We start from the raw sequence: 18,890 nt of genomic DNA, 5'->3' as shown, positions 1-18,890 counted from the left end.
CTCCTCGTTCTCGGGATGAGTGGGTTCGTCACAGGGGTTGGGCGATCAGCGCCGCACGAGTCGTGCGACGCCGATCTTGGAGTCCGCCATGCCGTAGAAGACGTGGTGGACGCCGTCGATCTCCTCGACGGCGGTGGGGAACACGACGTTCGGCACGATGCCTGAGCGCTCGTCGTCGGTGTCCGCGGTCATCAGGGGCTCGCCCGTCCGGACGAGCACCTCCCACGGACGGTCGGCGTCGAGGAGCATGCCCCCGGCGGCGTAGTTCACGTTCTGCTGCTGTGCGAGCGACCCGACGAGTTCGCCGGTGACGCCGTGGTGCAGGAGCAGCCAGCCCTCGGGCACCCGGATCGGCGCCGGGCCGGCGCCGATCTTCAGCTCCTCCCACGGGGCGGCAGGGGCGGCGAGGACCCGGTGCCCGCGCCACTCGGCGAGTGCCCCGACGTCCTCGCGCACCCGGTCGAGCGGCACGAAGGAGATCCAGATCGACGGCCGGGTGTCCTCGACCCAGCCCGGCGCGTGGAGCCCCTCGGACGGCCGGATCTCGGACAGGTCCCAGCCCGGCCGGTGGAGCACCGCCAGGCTCTCGGTCCCGTCCGGCGCCGTGACGGGCTCCGGCAGGAACACGCAGTCCTTGTTGAAGTACATCGCCAGGTCGACGTCGAGCGCGTCGTCGTAGGCGAACCGCACGGGCCCGAGCCGCCGCCACGAGCGGAGGTCATCCGACACGGCGACCGCGGTGTGCGGGCCGAGCGGCCCGTAGGCCACGTAGGTCATCACGTGGAGGCCGAGCGCGGGGATCCAGGTCGTCCGGGGGTCCTCGACGCCGGCGTTCACCGCGCCGATCTCCCACGAGCGCTCGGGCTCGAGCACGACACCCTGTCGTTCGACGCCGGTCGGGACCCCGTCCTCGACGAGGACCCGGGCGATGCCGATCCGCGAGACGTTGCCGTCGGCCACGAGCCGTGGGAGGAGGTAGAGCTCCCCGTCCGGGCCGCGTCCGCTGCCCGGGTTGAGGACGCCCTCGGCCTCGAGCGGCCCGTCGGCCAGCGGCTCCATGACGAGGCCGACCCGTTCGAGCAGGTACGGGAACTCCGCCGCGGGCACGACCCTGGTCATGCCGGCACCTCCTGGTACAGGTACAGCTCGCGACTGCCGCGCGGGGCGTCCCACCCCTGCGCGAAGACCCGTGGACCGTCCGGCGTCGGCCAGCGCAGGAGCCCACCCCACGCGAGCGACCCGCCGGCGTGCACGTCGCGCTGCGTGAAGGGGGCGTCGACCGCGTAGAGCGCCTGCCCGGCTGCGAACGCCCCGTCGTGGTCGGCGAGGAAGAAGTCGAGGACGAGCCGGTCGCCGTCGACCACGGCGCAGGCGACCTCGTGCACGTGCTGCCCGAGGGTGCTGACGTCGAGGTAGTCCTCGTGCGTGAAGGTCCAGTGCAGCATGTCGTCCGAGTGCCCGACGGTGAGCTTCCCGCCGCACCCCTCGGACACGTACATGAGGTACTCGCCGCCGATCCGGACCGCGTTGCCGGCGTCGTCCCGCGGGATCACCGCGCCCTTCGCCCACAGGTGCGAGACCTCGTACGGCACGACGATGCCGGTCTTCTCCCAGTGCACGAGGTCGTCGGAGACCGCCAGGGCGATGTCGCACCCGACGTCGCCCGCGTCCGGGTACGTCTCGCGGAGGTCGCTGCCCCGCGTGTCCCAGATCGCGTTGTAGTAGCACCACCAGCGCCCTTCGGCGCGGTAGAGCTTCGGGTCCTCGACGCCGAGGCCCTCGTTCGACTCCGTCGGCCAGAGGATCGGCGCGCCGTCGTCGACCCAGCCGTCCGCGGTCAGGACCGCGTGCCCGACCCGGGACGACGTCGACTCCTTCACCGGGGACGCCCGGTAGACGAGGTGGAGGGCGTGTCGTGCCTCCAGGCCGGTCGCGGGGTCCACCGCGACCACCGTGCCACGCTCGTCGGGCGCGACCGCGAGGGTGGGGTTGAAGACCGAGGACGCGGTCCAGCCGATGCCCGTCGGGTCGGTCCACCCGGGTGCCGTGAAGGTGAGCGACGGGTCCCGGCGGAACGGGCCGACCATCCACGCGGGTGGGTCGTCGTAGTGTGCCGAGAAGTCGTCGGTCGAGATGCGGTCGGTCAGCGCGTTCGTGTGCTGCAGGGCGCGCTGGTACTCGTCGGCGAGGAGGTCGGTGGTGAGTGCCGGCATCAGCCCTTCACCCCCGATCCGATGTCGGTCGCGATGAACCACCGCTGGAACACGATGAACAGCACGACGACGGGGGCCGCGAGCACGACCGCGCCGGCGAGGATCGCGCCGTACGGGTTCGCGGTCGAGGACGCGACGTTCGAGATGTAGTTCGCCAGGGAGACGGCGAGCGGTTGCATGGAGGCTTCCTTCGTGATGAGGAACGGCCAGAGGAACTCGTTCCACGGCCCGATGAACGTGACCAGCACGACGGTGACGAGCGCCGGTCGGATGAGGGGGAGCGCGACGCTCCAGAGCACACGGAGCTCCCCGGCGCCGTCGATGCGGGCGGCGTCGAAGATCTCCTGCGGCACCTGCAGGAAGTACTGCCGGAAGATCACCACCGCGGCGGAGTTGATCGCGAACGGCAGGATCATGCCGAGGTAGTTGTCGCTCAGGCCGTAGTCGCGGGCGATGAGGACGTACAGCGGGATCATGAGCAGCTGGAACGGCACGACCTGCACGAGCAGGGCGAGCGCGAACGTCGTCCCACGCCCCTTCCACTGGAGCACGGACAGCGCGTACCCGGCGAGGACGCCGAACACGACGGTGCAGAGCACGACCCCGGCGGTGAAGACGCCGGAGTTCACGAGCCCCTGCAGCAGGTCGACCCGGGAGTCGATCTGCGCGTAGTTGTGCAGGTCGATGTTCGCCGGGTTCGGGAACGCCCCGGCGACGGAGGTGTCCGGCTCGCGCTGGAGCGAGCCGATCACCATGTACCAGAACGGGAACAGGAAGAGCAGCGCGCCGGCGAGCAGCACGACGAACCGCAGGGCCGCCTGGCCCCGGCTCAGCTGCTGTCCGTCCAGGCGGCGGGGTCGCCGCCGCCTCGGGGTGTCCTGCCGGGAGGCGCGGCTCGCCGCCGTCAGGTCGGCTGCGGCCCGGGGGGTGGTCGCCTGGGTCATGATTCCCTCCCACCTGCGAACTTGTTCTGCAGGAACGCGATGATCAGGACGCCGATCATCAGGACGATGCCGATGGCCGCCGCGTAGCCGGGGTGGCCCTGCTGGATGCCCTGCTGGTAGATGAGCAGCACGGGGCTGGTGGAGGCGCCGTTCGGGCCGCCGCCGCCGGTGAGCAGGTAGGGCTCGGTGAAGAGGTTCGCGCCCGTCACGGTGCTGAGCAGCAGCACGAGCACCGTCGCGGGCCGGACGCCGGGGACGGTCACCGAGAAGAACTGCCGGATCTTGCCCGCGCCGTCGGTGGACGCCGACTCGTAGAGCTCCTTCGGTACGTTCTGCAGCGCCGCGAGGTACAGCAGGATGTAGAACCCGAGCTGCTTCCACGTCACGAACACCGCGATCATCGGCATCGCGAGGGCCGGGTTGCTGAGCCACGACGGGCTCGGCGCGAGCGGTCCGAGGACGCTGTTCACGACCCCGCCCTGGCTGAACAGGAACAGCCAGACTCCGACGACCGCGACGCTCGCGGTGACGTAGGGCACGTAGTAGCTCACCCGGAAGAACGTCCCCCAGCGCACGGCGCCGTTGAGCGCCGAGGCGAGCACGAGGGCGAGCACGACGGTCAGGGGCACGTTGATGACGAGGAAGACGCCGACGTTCCGGAACGACTGCAGCACCTGCGGGTCCTGGAAGACCTGCACGTAGTTCTGCAGTCCGACCCACGGCCGGTCGACGTTCACGCCGGGGGCGGCGAAGAAGTAGTCCTTGAAGGACATGTACACCGCGAAGCACACCGGGTAGGCGAAGATCGCGATGACGAACACCAGGTAGGGGGCGCTGAACAGCCACCCCAGGGGGTTCTTGCCGAGCAGTCGGACGTGCAGCGGCTTCCGGCCGCCGCCCGTCGGGCTGCCCGGCGTGACCCCGCGCGTCGGTGACGCGGTCTGCGTGGTCAAGCCGGGCCTCCCGTCCTACTGCTGCTGCATCTGCTGGGTGAACTTCGACGCCGCGGCCCCCAGCTGCGAGTCGAGGTCCCCCTGCCCGGAGATGACGGCCTTCGTGTAGAAGTCACGGAAGCCCTGGAGCGCGGCGATCGTGTTCGCGCCGGCCGGGTCGTCGACCGTGCGGGCCGCCTGCGAACCGAACTCCTGGTACGACGGGTTGGCCTTGAAGTAGTCGGCGTACGTCGTGGCGAGGTCCTTCCGGATCGGCATCTGGCCGGTCGTCTCGAGAAGCTGCTGGTCCTGGTCCTTGCTCGTGGCGTACTTCAGGAAGTCCCACGCGGTGCCCTGGTTCTTGCAGGACGAGTACATGCCGACGTTCTTGGCGTCCGGGAAGGTCCAGGTCTGGTCGGCCGAGATGCCGTCCTTGGTGGGGACGGGCACGCTGCCCCAGTCGACCTTGCCCTTGTAGGACGCGATCGCCCACGGGCCGACGATCGCCATCGCGGCCTTGCCGGTCGCGAAGGCGTCGCCCTGCAGCTGCTCGGTGCCCGCGTAGCCCTTCTCGTAGACGGCCTTCCAGAACTCGGCGACGTCGCGGCCGGCCTGGGTGTCGAACGTCGCCGTGCCGTCCTTCGTCGCCATGCCCTTGCCACCGGTCGCGGCGGCGTAGAGCGGCAGGTAGTCGAAGTTCGGCTGGAAGAACTCGCTCGTCGGCGTCGGGTAGATCGCGTACGGCGCGGCGCCCGAGGCCTTGATCTTCGCGGCCGCCGCCAGGAAGTCGTCGTAGGTGCTGAGCTTCGGGTCCTCGGTGTCGAGCCCGGCCTTCTCGAAGATCGCCTTGTTGTAGAAGATCATCACGGGGTTCGACTTCCACGGCATCTGGTAGAAGTCGCCGTCGGACGACTTGTACTGGTCGGCCGTGTCGCCGGAGCGGGCCTCGATGTAGGCGTCAGCGCCGCTGAACTTCGACAGGTCGACGAGGCCGCCCTGCTTCTGGAACTGGCCGGTCGCGGCGGGCAGGTTGTTGAACACGAGGCAGGGCGTGGTGCCTGCCGTGATCGCCGCGCCGATGACCTCTTCGGTGCTCTTGCCGGCGGGGACCTCCTGGCCCTTCACCTGCTGGTCGGGGTGGTCCTTGTTCCACGAGGCGACGGCGGCCTTGCCCCACTGGACCTCCTGCTCGTTGTTCGAGTACCAGATGGTGATCGGGCCCTTGGCCTTCATCGCGTCGCTGTTCGACGCGGCGCCCCCGCCGGAGCATCCGGTCAGGGCGAGCGCGGTGGCCGCGGCGATCGCGGTCCCGATGGCGAGCATGCGCCGTTGCATGGTGACTCCTTCGTCGGTGGTCGGTGTGCTGTGCTGTGCTGTGCTGTGCTGGACGGGTGGGAGCGCTGGCGCTCCGCTCGGCCGTCCTCGTCTGTCCGGCGTCAGTGCCGGGGTGTCGGCGCGCCCGTCGACCCGCGGACGATGAGCCGCGCGGGGGTGAGGGAGCGGTCGACGGGCTCGTGCCCGTCGACGAGGTCGAGCAGGGTGGACGCGACGACGCGCCCCCACTCGACCGGGTCGTTGTCGAGGGTCGTCAGGGCCGGGTAGACGTACTGCCCGATCTGGGACCCGTCGAGCCCGGTGACCGAGAGGTCGTCCGGGATGCGGAGGCCCGCGCCCTGTGCGACCGCCATGCCCGCGACCGCCATCGGGTCGTTGCCGTACACGATCGCGGTCGGACGGACGCCCGGGTCGAGCGCGAGGAGCGTCCGCGTGGCGTCGGCGCCCTGCTCGGGGGAGAAGTCCGTCGGGACCACCCGCGCCTCGATGCCGAGGGCCGCGGCGACGCGTTCGAACTGCTCGCGTCGGGCACGGCCGTGCAGCATGTCCTCGTTGCCCGCGACGTGCGCGATCCGCTCGTGCCCGAGGCCCGCGAGGTACCGGACGAGGTCGTCGATGCCGTCCTCGTACTCGCGCCGCACGGCCGGCAACGTCGTCGGGACGTCGGGCTCGCCGAGCGTGACGCCGCGGACCCCGAGCTCGGCGAGCAGTGCGATCCGTCGGTCGTGCCGGAGGAGGTCGGTGAGGATGAAGCCGTCCACGCGCCCGTCGGCGGCGAGGGAGCGGTACGAGCGCTCTTCGGCGCCCGCGTCCGGCACGACGCTGAGCACGAGGACCTGCCCGCGGTCGGACAGGACCGTCTCGAGGCCGGCGATGAACGCGGCGAAGAACGGGTCCGTCTCGATGATCCGCGGGTCGCGCTTCACGACGAGGCCGAGGGCGTACGCGCGCCGGCTGGTCAGGCTGCGGGCGGCCGGGTTCGGTCGCCAGCCGATCTCGGCGGCGGCGGCCTGGATCCGTTCCTTGGTGGCCTGGTTGACGCCCGGGCGGTCGTTCAGCGCGAGGGACACGAGGCCCTTGGACACCCCGGCCTGCCGCGCGACGTCGACGATGGTGGGTCGTCGTTCCATCGGGGGCCTCCTCGCCGCGGTGCTGGTCCAGATCGTTTGAACCGGTTTCATTGAACCGGTTTAGGTATACCTGCTCCGCGTTCCGCCCGCAACCCCTGACGTCCGGCTCACGAGATCAGCGACGCGTGAGGATCGCCGTGACGGCCGTGAGGAGTCCGTCAGGGGCGGTGCTCCGACGTGCTGCGCGGGTGCACGGTGATCCGGTGCACTCGCCCACGAAGCCGCTCCTCCCGCACGCCGGACCCCGGGACCGCCACCTCCACGTCTGGGGGCGCGAGATCGTCCACCCCGCCGGCAGGACCCTCTGGAGCTCCCGCACGCTCGTGGTGTTCCCACCGGGCACGAACACCCGCGAGCGGATCCTCCTCCGGGCGCTGCACGCGTGGGGCGTGGCCGGCGCGCTCCCCGCCCTCGGCGTGATGGCGGCCCTGAACGGCTCCGCGCTCGGGGGTACCCTGGCGGCCGCCGCGCTGTACGGCTCCGGGTTCCTCGTCCTGCGGCGCGCGACCCGTCGGACGCGGCCCTCGGTGCGCACCCTGACCGTGACCACCTTCCACGGCGGCGGTCGACCGCGCGGGCACGGGGACGCACGCTTGCTCGCCGGGTCGCTCGACGCACTCGTGGTGTACGAACGAGCGGCGCTCGCCGGGACGATCAGCGCGGTGGAGTTCGAGCTCCTCTGGGCGGACGTCTGGAGTTCCCTGCCCGAGACGCCCCGACGGGGTCGCGCATGAACGCCGGGCCGGGGGCGGTCGGCAGCACGCCCGACCCGTCCGACGACGACCCGGTGGTCCTCGGCTACGACTGACGGTCGGGCGCCGCCCGGTGGGGCCCGGTCATGCGCCCGGTCGTACTCGCCGGAACACGCACGCGGAGGTGAACAGTCGTCGACGCCCCCCGAACGGGGCACACATGAGGCACAATGGTCGAGGACGCATCACCGAGTGCAGCACCACAGCACCCCCACAGCACGCACCCTGCACCTCCGCTCGGGCGTCCGACACCGCGTCCTGCGCCCCCGAACCCGACCCCCTCCGAGGAGCTCGACATCTCTGTCTCGACCGCGCGTCCCTGCGCGACCAGCACACCCCTGTCCACCGCTGATCGGACCACCCGGTGAAGCGCCGCAACGTCGTCATCGCGGCTTCCGCTGCCGCCGCGTTGATCATCGGCATCCCCACCGCAGCCACCGCCGCCCCTTGGTGGGGCTGGCACCACCACTGGCGTCCGGCACCCGCGCCGACCGCGTCGCCGACGCCCTCGGACGACCCGACCGCCGACAGCACGCCGACGCCCGACCCCGCCGACGAGGCGCCGTCGGACGACTCGACGGCGACGCCCGACGCCACGCCGACGGGCGCACCGATCCAGGAGTCGACCCCGACCCCGACCCCGACGACGAGCCCGGCCCCGGCCGAGACGGCTGCCCCGGCCGACGAGCCGACCCAGGCCGCGTCGTCCGCCGCCGCCGACCCGAGCGGCGCCCAGCCGCCGGCCGCCTCCTTCGTCGAGGACTTCGACCTCGCTGCCGGCCTCGGAGCCGTCGCGAGCCGGTACCCGCAGGCCTGGCAGCCGTACCCGGACGGCACGTCGGGCATCTACGCACCGAGCCAGACCGTGACCGTGCACGACGGTGTCCTCGACGCCCGGCTCGGCGGTGCGGGTACGGCCGGTACGTTCGGCACGAAGGCCGGCGCCTACGACCACGTCGGCGGCTCGTTCTCGGTCCGCGCGAAGGCGACGGGCGGCGACGGCAACGGTGCGGCGTTCATGCTGTGGCCGACCTCGAACCGGTGGGCCGACGGCGAGATCGACTTCCCCGAGGGCAACTTCGAGTCGGAGCCGATGGCGTTCCACCACTCGATGACCCCGGGCCGGGAAGCCGAGCGCGTGCAGATCCCCACGGGCGTCTCGTGGCGTGACTGGCACACCTACACGGTCGACTGGGACCCGGGGAAGTCGGTCACCTACAAGGTCGACGGCAAGGTCATCGGGACGGTCACGCACGACGTCCCGACCACGCCGCACCGGTTCATGTTCCAGACCGGCAACTGGGGCGCGAGCGGCAACCTGCTCATCGACTGGGTGTCGACGACCGAGTGACGGTCCAGCCCTGACGGGCTGACGACCTGACACGACGGGAGGCTCGGTGTGGCGACGCACCGTGCCTCCCGTTCCGTCGTCCGGGTCGCGCAGCTCGGCGTGCGCGCAGGCAGCGGTGGCCTGCGCGCGGACCACGCGTCAGGCCCCGCTGCTCCACCGGGCTTCGTGCTGCCGCAGCTCCACCACCACCTGGTCGAGGAAGTCGTCGACCTCGTCCTGGTCGTAGCCGTCCCGGAACCGTGTCGGCCGGAACCGCGACATCGTCACGTCCTCCGCGGTCAGCGGTTCGGCCGGTCGGCCGCGCTCGTACGCCGCCAGCGTGGCCCGGACCCGGTCGAGGAAGTCGTCGACCTGCCCCTGGTCGTACCCCTCACGCCACTTCGTCGGTGCGAACCGCTTGGCCGCGACGTCCCCTGCGAGCATCGTTCCCCCTCGATCGTCGATGGCCACACGCTACAGTCCCGCCATGATCGTCTGGGTGAACGGGACGCACGGTGTGGGGAAGACGACGACGAGCCGCCTCGTGCAGGAACGGCTGCCCGGCTCGCACCTGCTCGACGCGGAGAAGGTGGGGGAGACCCTCATGGACGTGTCGCCGTCCCTGCCGTGGACGGGCAACTTCCAGGACTGGGACCCCTGGCGGCCCCTCGTCGTCGAGACCGCGCGCCGGGTGCTCGACTTCGCGGGCGGCACGCTCGTCATGCCGATGACCGTGCTCGTCGAGCCGTACTGGCGCGAGATCAGCGGTGGGCTCGCGGCGTACGGCATCCCGGTGCGTCACTTCGTGCTGCACGCGGACCCCGAGACGCTCCGGCACCGCATCCTGCACGACTCGGTCCTCGGGCCGTCGACCTTCCGGCTCGAGTACGTCGACCGGTACGCGGAGGCGGCGCGGGCCTGGCTGCACGCCGAGGCCGAGGTGGTCGACACCACCGCGATCGGGCCGTCCGAAGCGGCCGACCGCATCGCCGCGGTGGTGCTGGCCGACGCGTCCGCGCGCTGACGCGCCGACCACCTGACGGGAGGCACGGGGCGGACCCGCACCGTGCCTCCCGTCCGGCGGTGGTCGCGACCACGACGCGGCGTGCGCCGCGCGGTGATCGACGCGTCAGGCCGGTGGCCGGTGCGGCGGTGCGGAGCGCACCGCGTGCGTCCGCCACGTGATCTCCGAGACGAACGCGGCGGTGTCCGGTCCGAGCGGATCGTCCGGGGCGTCCTCGACGAGCACGCCGAGCGCGGGTGCGAGCAGGAACGCCGTGGTGGTCTCGGTGCCGAACGTGTCGACGGTGGGCACGGCCACGACGTCGGTCAGCCCGGCGTGTGCCAACGCCGCGGCGTAGTCGAGGACGGCGTCGGCGGCCTCGTCCGTGGTGAGGACGGCGGTGAGTCCGTACACGATGTGCTTCATGGTCCGGGCTGCGGTGGTGGGGTGAGCACGCGCGGGCGAGTGTTCCGGACAGAGGGAGGCGGCGCCCATCCGGAGCCGGTACAGCGGAGCCGACTCGGTCCGGACAGTACGCGCAGTTCACTGCGGACGTTCGGGGAGAGGCCCTACGGTTGCCACAACCGCACACGCGGGAACCCACTGTTCGGCCGAAGGGCTGTTCCTGACGGAAGCAGCCCGCATGGCCACTTCGTCCACCCTGTACCGCCCGACCTCACCGCGACCGGCGGGGGCACGCTCCGGGACCTCCACCTACAAGGACCTCCTGCAGCAGGTGAAGGACGCCGGACTCCTCCGGCGTCGGACCGGCTTCTACTGGACGGTCTTCGCTGTCCTCGTCGCCGTCGGCGCGATCGCGTTCACCGTCACGGCGTTCCTCGGACACAGCTGGTTCGCGCTCATCCCCGCCGGGGTCCTGGGGGTCGTGTTCACCCAGTTCGCGTTCCTGTCCCACGAGGCAGCGCACCGGCAGATCTTCGCGTCGAACCGGTGGAACGACCACGCCGGACGCTTCGTCGGCGTGTTCCTCGTCGGTATGTCCTACTCGTGGTGGATGAACAAGCACACCCGGCACCACGGCAACCCGAACACCATCGGCAAGGACCCGGACATCGCGCAGGACACGGTGTCGTTCATCGAGGAGGACGCAGCGAAGCGCACGGGGATCCTCCGCCTGCTCACGCGGGTGCAGGGCTGGGCGTTCTTCCCGCTGCTCACCATGGAGGGGATCAACCTGCACTGGCTGTCCATCCGGGCCGTCCTCACGGGGGAGCACGTCAAGGGAACCTCCCGCGGGCGGGCCGTCGAGGGTGTCCTGCTGCTCGCGCGCTTCGGGCTGTACTTCTGGGCCGTGTTCGCGTTCCTGCCGATCGGCATCGGTTTCGCGTTCATCGGCGTGCAGGTCGCGGTGTTCGGCGTGATGATGGGCGCCTCGTTCGCGCCGAACCACAAGGGGATGCCGGTCATCGCCGAGAACGCCCGGATCGACTTCTTCTCCCGACAGGTGCGGACCTCTCGGAACATCGTCGGCGGCCGGTGGGTGGACCACCTGCTCGGTGGCCTCAACCACCAGGCGGAGCACCACCTGTTCCCGAGCATGGCGCGACCGAACCTCCGCCGCGCCAAGCCGCTCGTGCAGGCGCACTGCCGCGCGCTCGGCATCCCGTACACCGAGACGACGCTGTTGCGTTCCTACGGGATCGTCGTCGCGTACCTCAACCGGGTCGGGCTCGCGGCGCGAGACCCGTTCGCGTGCCCGATGGTGACGTCGCTGCGGCTGCACTGAGGCGCTGCGGGGCACTGTGGCGGGCGGGGTCGCTGCTCTCGTCGGTGCGCCTGCGCCTCCGCGCGGGTGAGCGTGCCGGTCAGCCCTGGCCCTCGTCGACCAGTCGCCAGCCGTCGGCGGTCCGCGCCCAGCACCAGCTCCACTGCATCGTGCCCGGGTCCGCTCCGGTCATCCAACGCTGGGTGATGACCGACGGCACGCACACCTCGGCTTGGGCGGCCTGCTCGGCGGAGACCGCGTAGGGCTTCCCGACGTCGCGGTAGGCCAGGAGTTCGGACTCCCCGTCGGACCACGCGGTCGGCGCCTTCGGGCACCAGTCGGTCGTGCCGCTGGCCTCGAGGAGGTCGAGCAGGGCGCAGTCGTGGGCCTTCGCCGCGCGGAGGTACGCGAGCGTGTCCTCGCGCGGGGTCGCGCTGCGTGGCGGTGCCTCGGCGAGAGCCCGGGCGTGCGCGGCGGCGTCGAGCGCTTCCGAGTGGACGGTGACGACCGTGGCGGTGACGGCGACCGCCGCGACCGCTCCGAGGAGGACCTTCCAACGTGTGCGCACGCGACGATGCTCCCAGACGCGGGTCGTGCGGCGCTGCCCCCAGAACCGGTCGGGGTCGTCGTGCACCTCGCACCGTGCGAGGTGCACCGATACGGTGCGAGGTTCCACGCACGGTGCGAGGCATTTCGCCTCGCACGGTGTGGGGAACCTCGCACCGAGCGCCGTCGGCCCCTGGGCGTGGAGGGGTACCGGCCGAGTAGCTGCCCCGCGTCGCACCGTGCGAGGGCGCTCGACACGGTGCGGGGTTTCACGCACGGTGCGAGGCATTTCGCCTCGCACGGTGTGGGGAACCTCGCACCGAGCGACTCGCACCGAGCACCGACGACCTCGCACCGACCACCGCCGACCCCGAGCGCGCACCCCGCCCGCGGCCGCGGCCCAGGGGTCAGCCGGCGGGCGGGACGGCCGTGCTCGCCCGGACCACGAGCCGCGTCGGGACGAGGTCGGCGACGGTCGACGCCGGCTCGGGGTTGCCCTCGATCTGCCCGAGGAGGTTCCGGACCGCTCGTCGGCCGACCTCGTCGAACGACTGGTGCACGGTGGTGAGCGGAGGCCAGAACGAGTCGGCCTCGGGCGAGTCGTCGAAGCCGACGACGCTGAGCGACCCGGGGACGTCCCGGCCGGACTCGTGCGCGGCGCGGAGCACCCCCAGCGCGGTCTGGTCGTTCGCGGCGAACACGGCGGTGATGTCCGGTCTCGCGGCGATCGCGAGCCCGGCCTCGTACCCGTGCGACGTGGTCCAGCCGCCGTGGAACACCGGGGGCACCACCCGACCCGCACGTTCGAGGGTGTCCTGCCACGCGGCGAGACGGCGTGCGGCGGAGTACGACGACACCGGTCCGGCGACGTGCCAGACGGTGTCGTGCCCGAGGTCGAGGAGGTGCTGCGTCGCCAACCGTGCACCCTCGGCCTGGTCGGTGTCGATCGACGGGTGCTGGGTCGTGCCCGTGGAATCCACGACGACCATCGGGACGCCGTCCGGCAGCGCCACCTCGGCGGTGTCGATGATGTGCGACTCGATGATGATCACCACGCCGTCGACGGCCTGCTCGTGCAACCGCGAGAACGCCGAGCGGACGCCCTCCTCGGTCCGGGAGGCCATCGGCAGCAGGGTGATCGTGAAGTCCGCGGCCCCGGCGGCGTCGGCGATCGCCTCGAGCGTGCGCATGTTGCCGAACGACGCGAGCGTGAACATGATCACGCCGATCGTGCGGAAGCGTCCCGAGCGGAGCGCGCGGGCGGCGCGGTTCGGCCGGTATCCGAGCTCGTCCATCGCCCGCTGCACGCGGTCGCGGGTGTCCGGGGAGACGTTGTCGAAGCCACGGGCGACGCGCGACACGGTCTGCATCGACACGCCGGCGGCCTCGGCGACCGCGGCCATCGACGGGGCACGGCGCACACCGCTGAGTTCCGTGGTCACGGGGCCTCCCTCGAAGCTCGACATCGGATCGTGATCGAGCCCGACTCCGGTGACGGTAGCGCATGTTGACGTTGCCATGCTATCGTCGCGGCGTTCGATGTTGACGTCAACATCGACGCACCCGAACGCAGCACGACAAGGGAGTCACATGACCACGCTCGAAGCGCGTGCGCCAGGAGCAGCAGCCCCGGCCACGCCGCCGCGGCGCCGCACCTCGCAGCGCGGCCGCTGGACCGGCTGGATGTTCGTCGGGCCGTTCGTCGTCGTCCTCGTCGCGATGCTCGTCGTCCCGATCGGGTACGCACTCTGGCTCAGCCTGTTCCGCGACCAACTCATCGGCGGCAACCAGTTCGTCTGGTTCGCCAACTACGTCCAGCTGTTCCAGGACGCCAAGTTCTGGCAGGGCTTCGGCCGCGTCGCGCTCTTCCTCGTCGTGCAGGTGCCGATCATGCTGGTCGTGGCGCTCATCGCCGCGCTGGCCCTCGACTCCGCGCGGCTCTGGGCATCGTCCTTCTTCCGGATCGCGATCTTCCTGCCGTACGCGGTCCCCGGCGTCGTCGCGGCGCTCATCTGGGGCTTCATCTACGGCAACCAGTTCGGTCTCACGGGCTCGATCAACTCCGCGCTCGGCATCGACCTGCTCCAGCCGTTCAGCCCCGACTGGGTCCTCGCGTCGATCGGCAACATCGTCACGTGGGAGTTCGTCGGCTACAACATGCTGATCTTCTACGCAGCCCTCCGCGTCGTCCCCACCGAGCTGTACGAGGCCGCCGAGATCGACGGCGCCGGTCCGCTCCGCACGGTCTGGTCGATCAAGATCCCGGCCCTCCGCGGCTCGATCGTCATCGCCACGATCTTCTCGATCATCGGCAGCTTCCAGCTCTTCAACGAGCCGAACCTGCTGAAGACCCTCGCTCCGAACGTCATCGGCAGCGCCTTCACCCCGAACATGTACGCCTACTCGCTGTCCTTCAGCGGCCAGCAGTTCAACTACTCCGCCACCGTCGCGATCGTGATGGGTGTCATCACCGCCGTGATCGCCTACGTCGTCCAGGTGCGCGGGACCCGAGCGGAGAACCGATGAGCGCCGTCGAGACCCACACCCCGGCCGCGACCGTGACCGAGGCGGTGACCACCCGCGGCCGTGCCCGTGCCGCCCGTCCGAACGGCACGAACGGCACGAACCGAGCGAACGGACCGAAGGGCCGCGGTCCCCGCGCCCGCAAGTCGCCGCTCCTGCTCGTCGTGATGATCGTCATCACCGTCTACTCGCTGCTGCCGCTGTTCTACCTCGTCGTGAACGCGACGAAGTCGCAGGCCGACCTGCTCAGCACCTTCGGTCTCTGGTTCGGCGGCGGGTTCCAGCTGTTCCAGAACATCGGTGAGACGCTGACCTACGACGGCGGCATCTACCTCCGCTGGCTCGCGAACACCGTCCTGTACGTCGTCGTCGGCGCCGGCGGAGCCACCCTGCTCGCGACCATCGCCGGCTACGGCATGGCGAAGTTCCGGTTCCCCGGTCGTCGTGGGGTCTTCGCCGTCGTGCTCGGCGCGATCGCCATCCCCGGCACCGCGCTCGCCGTCCCGACCTTCCTGCTGTTCTCGTCCGTCGGCCTGACGAACACCCCGTGGGCGATCATCCTGCCCTCGCTCATCAGCCCCTTCGGCATGTACCTCATCTGGACGTACGCGATCGACGCGGTCCCGACGGAGGTCATCGAGGCGGCCCGCATGGACGGCGCGGGGGAGTTCCGGATCTTCTTCACGATCGCGCTGCGACTCCTCGCCCCCGGCGTCGTGACGGTCCTGCTCTTCGCGGTCGTCGCGACCTGGAACAACTACTTCCTGCCCCTGATCATGCTGAGCGACCCGAACCTCTACCCGCTCACGGTCGGCCTCAACCAGTGGAGCGCGCAGGCGCAGGGCGTCTCCGCGCACCCGATCTACAACCTCGTCATCACCGGATCGCTCCTCACGATCGTCCCGATCGTCGTCGCGTTCCTCTTCCTCCAGCGCTCCTGGCAGTCCGGCCTCGCGGCCGGGTCCGTCAAGGCGTGATCCGTCGGACGGGAGGGACGGGGCGACCCCGCCACGCGCCTCCCGTCAGCACGACCAGCCGGACGGGAGGGACGGGGCGACCCCGCCCCGCGCCTCCCGACCCGGCACGCAGCAGCACCACCCCTCTCCACGAAGAAGTGAAAGGCAATCCCATGCACAAGCGTCTCCGGCGCGGGCTCAGCGCCCTCGCGATCGGCGTCACCGCGGCCATCGCCATGACGGCCTGCGCCTCCGGCGGTTCCGGCTCCGGCGGGTCGTCCGACGACATCACCAAGGCCCTCGAGAAGGGCGGCACGCTCACCTACTGGTCGTGGACCCCGTCGGCCGAGGCCCAGGTCGCCGCGTTCGAGAAGGCCTACCCCAAGGTGAAGGTCAAGCTCGTCAACGCCGGTACCGGCAACGACCAGTACACGAAGCTCCAGAACACGATCAAGGCCGGCTCGGGTGCTCCCGACGTCGCGCAGATCGAGTACTTCGCCCTGCCCCAGTTCGCCCTGAGCGACTCGCTCGTCGACCTCAAGTCGTACGGCTTCGACAAGCTCGCCGACAAGTACGGTGCGGGCACCTGGCAGTCGGTCGACCTCGACGGCAAGGTCTACGGCCTGCCGCAGGACTCCGGCCCCATGGCCATGTTCTACAACGAGAAGACGTTCAAGGAAGCCGGCATCTCCACCCCGCCGAAGACCTGGGACGAGTACGTCGCGGACGCCGAGAAGATCCACGAGTCGAACCCGAACGCCTACATCGCCGCGGACTCGGGCGACGCCGGCTTCACCACCTCGATGATCTGGCAGGCCGGCGGCCGTCCGTTCGAGGTCAAGGGCACCGACGTCACGGTCAACCTGCAGGACTCCGGCACCAAGAAGTGGACCTCGACCTGGAACCAGCTCGTCGAGAAGGGTCTGCTCTCGCAGACTCCCGGCTGGACCGACGACTGGTACAAGCAGCTCGGCAACGGTGAGATCGCCACGATGGTCACCGGTGCCTGGATGCCCGGTGTCCTCGAGTCGAGCGTGAAGGACGGCAGCGGCAACTGGCGCGTCGCCCCGATCCCGACCTACGACGGCTCCTCCGACGTCACCGCGAACAACGGTGGCTCCGCCGAGGTCGTCATGAAGCAGTCGAAGAACCCGGCCCTCGCCGCCGGCTTCCTCAAGTGGCTGAACTCCTCGCAGGACTCGATCGACGTCTTCCTCAAGTCGGGCGGCTTCCCGTCGACCAAGGCCGAGCTGACCTCGTCCTCCTTCACCGCCGAGAAGCCGGAGTACTTCGGCGGCGAGGCGATCAACGAGACCCTGTCGAAGGCGTCGTCGACCGTTGCCGAGGGCTGGCAGTACCTGCCGTTCCAGGTCTACGCGAACAGCGTCTACGCGGACACCGTCGGCCAGGCGTACCAGAACAAGTCCGACCTGAACGCCGGCCTCGAGGCCTGGCAGAAGGCGATCGTGAAGTACGGCAACGAGCAGGGCTTCAAGGTCACCTCGAAGTAGTCCTGTCCCTCCCGTCCTCACCGAACCGGGGCCGCGCGGACACCGTCCGCGCGGCCCCGACCCCTGAAAGGCCCCTCCCATGCGCTTCGCCATCGGCGACACCGACTTCCTGCTCGACGGCGAGCCCCACCGCGTCCTCTCCGGCGCGATCCACTACTTCCGTGTCCACCCCGACCTGTGGCAGGACCGGATCCGCAAGGCCAAGCTCATGGGCCTCAACACCATCGAGACGTACGTCGCCTGGAACGCGCACGCGCCGCAGCCCGGCGTGTTCGACCTCACCGGTGGGCTCGACCTCGGCCGCTTCCTCGACCTCGTCGCCGCCGAGGGCATGCACGCCATCGTCCGCCCCGGCCCGTACATCTGCGCCGAGTGGTCGAACGGCGGGCTGCCGTACTGGCTCTTCGCGGACGGGACCGTCGGGGTCCGGCGGAACGAGCCCGGATTCCTCGCCGCCGTCTCGTCGTACCTGCAGGCGTTGGCGCCGGTGCTGGTCCCGCGGCAGATCGACGACGGCGGGCCGATCGTGCTCGTGCAGGTCGAGAACGAGTACGGCGCCTACGGGTCGGACGCGTCGTACCTCCGGGCGCTGGAACAGATGCACCGCGACATCGGCCTGACGGTCCCGTTCACCAGCGTCGACCAGCCGATGGGCACGATGCTCGAGGACGGCTCGCTGCCGTCGCTCCACAAGACCGGCTCGTTCGGGTCGCGCGCGACCGCACGGTTGGCGCGGCTCCGCCAGGCGCAGCCGACCGGGCCGCTCATGTGCTCCGAGTTCTGGGACGGCTGGTTCGACAGCTGGGGCGAGCACCACCACACGACGCCGGCCGCCGCGTCGGCCTCGGACCTGGAGGACCTGCTCGCCGCCGGGGGCTCCGTCAACATCTACATGTTCCACGGCGGCACGAACTTCGGCTTCACCAACGGGGCGAACGACAAGGGCGTGTACCGGCCGATCGCGACGTCGTACGACTACGACGCCCCGCTCGACGAGGCCGGTCGGCCGACCGAGAAGTTCCACGCGTTCCGTGCGGTGATCGAGCGCTACGCGCCCGTCCCGCCGCTGCCGACGTCGATGCAGCCGGGCGGGTCGGGTCGGCTCGAACCCGTGGCCGGTCCGGGTGTCCGTGCCGGTTCCGCTGTCGGTTCTGGTTCCGCTGTCGGTTCCGGCGGTGTCGGCCTGGAGGCACGGCGCGCGCCCGCCACGGACGTCGCCGTCCGGCTCGACCGCGTCGCACCCCTGGCGACGCTCCTGCCGACCCTCACGTCGTGGACGGCGCACGACGTGCCGCCCACGTTCGACGCACTCGGCGCGGCGTCCGGCTTCGTGCTGCAACGCACCGAGGTCGCCCTGCCCACCGGGGGCGTCCTCACCGTCGGCACCGAGGTCCGTGACCGCGCGATCGTCTCCGTCGACGGGGTCGTCGTCGGGGTCCTCGAGCGCGAGCACCACGACCGCGCGATCGCGCTCCCGCCCGTCACCGGCACGCTGGAGCTCCTCGTCGAGGACCAGGGCCGGGTCGACTACGGTCCGCGCATCGGCGAGCCGAAGGGGCTCATCGGGGACGTCCGCGTCGACGGCGAGCTGCTGTCCCGGTGGACGGCCGCGCCGCTCGCGCTCGACCCGATCGCCCCGGCCGCGCTCTCGGTCCTGGGGGACGCGACTCCCTCCGCCGGCGACGTGCTCGCCGGACCGGTGTTCGCGTCCGGGTCGTTCGAGCTCGCGTCCGTCGACGACCGGTACCTGTGCCTCGACGGCTTCCGGAAGGGGGTTGCCTGGGTGAACGGGTTCTGCCTCGGGCGGTACTGGTCACGCGGTCCCCAGAAGACGCTCGCCGTGCCGGGGCCGGTGCTCCGGGAGGGCCGCAACGACGTCCTGGTGTTCGAGCTCCACGCCGCCGCGTCGCGCACGGTGTGCCTGCTCGCCGAGCCGGACCTCGGCCACACCGAGGGCTGAGCGTCCGGGTAGCCTGGCCGGACCGGTAC

The 18,890-nt window shown here is 70.9% G+C and carries 17 protein-coding genes and 2 pseudogenes; 8 read left to right on the top strand and 11 right to left on the bottom strand.

The window, feature by feature from the left end; translation table 11 throughout:
* Positions 1-45: 45 nt before the first annotated feature.
* The 6 genes from MON03_RS12685 to MON03_RS12660 form a co-directional block, all read right to left on the bottom strand.
* The gene (locus tag MON03_RS12685; protein WP_242088736.1) at positions 46-1,119 is read right to left on the bottom strand and encodes a glycoside hydrolase family 130 protein; all 1,074 of its coding nucleotides are present in this window, start codon (positions 1,117-1,119) and stop codon (positions 46-48) included.
* Positions 1,116-2,213 (bottom strand): glycoside hydrolase family protein, encoded by a 1,098-nt coding sequence (locus MON03_RS12680; protein ID WP_175328110.1) that lies wholly within the window; start codon positions 2,211-2,213, stop codon positions 1,116-1,118. The genes MON03_RS12685 and MON03_RS12680 overlap by 4 nt, the downstream gene beginning before the upstream one ends.
* Positions 2,213-3,157 (bottom strand): carbohydrate ABC transporter permease, encoded by a 945-nt coding sequence (locus MON03_RS12675; protein ID WP_242088734.1) that lies wholly within the window; start codon positions 3,155-3,157, stop codon positions 2,213-2,215. Before MON03_RS12675 ends, MON03_RS12680 begins: the two co-directional genes overlap by 1 nt.
* Complete coding sequence (locus tag MON03_RS12670) at positions 3,154-4,110, bottom strand: carbohydrate ABC transporter permease (protein WP_022902465.1); 957 nt, start codon at positions 4,108-4,110, stop codon at positions 3,154-3,156. Before MON03_RS12670 ends, MON03_RS12675 begins: the two co-directional genes overlap by 4 nt.
* 15 nt (positions 4,111-4,125) lie before the next feature.
* Positions 4,126-5,424, bottom strand: a complete 1,299-nt coding sequence (locus MON03_RS12665; RefSeq protein WP_242088732.1) for an ABC transporter substrate-binding protein — start codon at positions 5,422-5,424, stop codon at positions 4,126-4,128.
* A 101-nt stretch (positions 5,425-5,525) separates the two neighbouring features.
* A complete protein-coding gene (locus MON03_RS12660; protein WP_242088730.1) occupies positions 5,526-6,554 on the bottom strand; it encodes a LacI family DNA-binding transcriptional regulator in 1,029 nt (342 codons plus the stop codon).
* 203 nt (positions 6,555-6,757) lie between these two features.
* Here MON03_RS12660 and MON03_RS12655 point away from each other — a divergent pair, with 203 nt between their 5' ends.
* Together MON03_RS12655 and MON03_RS12650 are read left to right on the top strand one after the other, a co-directional pair.
* A complete protein-coding gene (locus MON03_RS12655) occupies positions 6,758-7,288 on the top strand; it encodes a DUF6611 family protein (RefSeq protein ID WP_148286045.1) in 531 nt (176 codons plus the stop codon).
* Between the two features lie 382 nt (positions 7,289-7,670).
* Entirely contained in the window at positions 7,671-8,657 is a 987-nt protein-coding gene (locus MON03_RS12650) for a glycoside hydrolase family 16 protein (protein ID WP_242088729.1), read from the top strand.
* Positions 8,658-8,825: 168 nt separating this feature from the next.
* Here MON03_RS12650 and MON03_RS17485 read toward each other — a convergent pair.
* Both MON03_RS17485 and MON03_RS17480 read right to left on the bottom strand, forming a co-directional pair.
* A pseudogene (locus MON03_RS17485) lies at positions 8,826-8,939 on the bottom strand (DivIVA domain-containing protein); the annotation flags it as partial.
* Positions 8,940-8,984: 45 nt separating this feature from the next.
* Positions 8,985-9,080, bottom strand: a pseudogene (locus MON03_RS17480) (DivIVA domain-containing protein); the annotation flags it as partial.
* A 43-nt stretch (positions 9,081-9,123) separates the two neighbouring features.
* Between MON03_RS17480 and MON03_RS12640 the strand changes: the two are divergent.
* Positions 9,124-9,660, top strand: a complete 537-nt coding sequence (locus MON03_RS12640) for a P-loop nucleotide/nucleoside kinase family protein (RefSeq protein ID WP_175328114.1) — start codon at positions 9,124-9,126, stop codon at positions 9,658-9,660.
* A 105-nt stretch (positions 9,661-9,765) separates the two neighbouring features.
* Here MON03_RS12640 and MON03_RS12635 read toward each other — a convergent pair whose 3' ends face one another.
* A complete protein-coding gene (locus tag MON03_RS12635; RefSeq protein WP_022903556.1) occupies positions 9,766-10,065 on the bottom strand; it encodes a hypothetical protein in 300 nt (99 codons plus the stop codon).
* A 217-nt stretch (positions 10,066-10,282) separates the two neighbouring features.
* Between MON03_RS12635 and MON03_RS12630 the strand changes: the two genes are divergently transcribed.
* Complete coding sequence (locus tag MON03_RS12630; protein ID WP_022903557.1) at positions 10,283-11,386, top strand: fatty acid desaturase family protein; 1,104 nt, start codon at positions 10,283-10,285, stop codon at positions 11,384-11,386.
* Between the two features lie 79 nt (positions 11,387-11,465).
* Here MON03_RS12630 and MON03_RS12625 read toward each other — a convergent pair whose 3' ends face one another.
* Positions 11,466-11,933 carry a hypothetical protein gene (locus MON03_RS12625; protein WP_148286146.1) on the bottom strand — a complete coding sequence of 156 codons (468 nt, stop codon included), beginning with the start codon at positions 11,931-11,933 and terminating at the stop codon, positions 11,466-11,468.
* A gap of 385 nt (positions 11,934-12,318) precedes the next feature.
* A complete protein-coding gene (locus MON03_RS12620; protein ID WP_175328190.1) occupies positions 12,319-13,314 on the bottom strand; it encodes a LacI family DNA-binding transcriptional regulator in 996 nt (331 codons plus the stop codon).
* A gap of 187 nt (positions 13,315-13,501) precedes the next feature.
* Here MON03_RS12620 and MON03_RS12615 point away from each other — a divergent pair, with 187 nt between their 5' ends.
* From MON03_RS12615 to MON03_RS12600, 4 genes are all read left to right on the top strand, one after another.
* On the top strand, positions 13,502-14,437 hold the full coding sequence (locus tag MON03_RS12615; protein ID WP_022903560.1) for a carbohydrate ABC transporter permease: 936 nt from the start codon (positions 13,502-13,504) through the stop codon (positions 14,435-14,437).
* 164 nt (positions 14,438-14,601) lie between these two features.
* Entirely contained in the window at positions 14,602-15,411 is an 810-nt protein-coding gene (locus MON03_RS12610) for a carbohydrate ABC transporter permease (RefSeq protein ID WP_242091469.1), read from the top strand.
* A 152-nt stretch (positions 15,412-15,563) separates the two neighbouring features.
* Positions 15,564-16,901, top strand: a complete 1,338-nt coding sequence (locus tag MON03_RS12605; RefSeq protein WP_022903562.1) for an ABC transporter substrate-binding protein — start codon at positions 15,564-15,566, stop codon at positions 16,899-16,901.
* A 79-nt stretch (positions 16,902-16,980) separates the two neighbouring features.
* Positions 16,981-18,861 carry a glycoside hydrolase family 35 protein gene (locus MON03_RS12600; RefSeq protein WP_242088727.1) on the top strand — a complete coding sequence of 627 codons (1,881 nt, stop codon included), beginning with the start codon at positions 16,981-16,983 and terminating at the stop codon, positions 18,859-18,861.
* Positions 18,862-18,890 lie beyond the last annotated feature (29 nt).

This window comes from Curtobacterium sp. DN_7.5, from assembly GCF_022655355.1.
GTDB lineage: Bacteria > Actinomycetota > Actinomycetes > Actinomycetales > Microbacteriaceae > Curtobacterium > Curtobacterium luteum.
The sequence above is the reverse complement of the archived record's forward strand: the minus strand, read 5'-3'. Positions and strand labels throughout refer to the sequence as shown.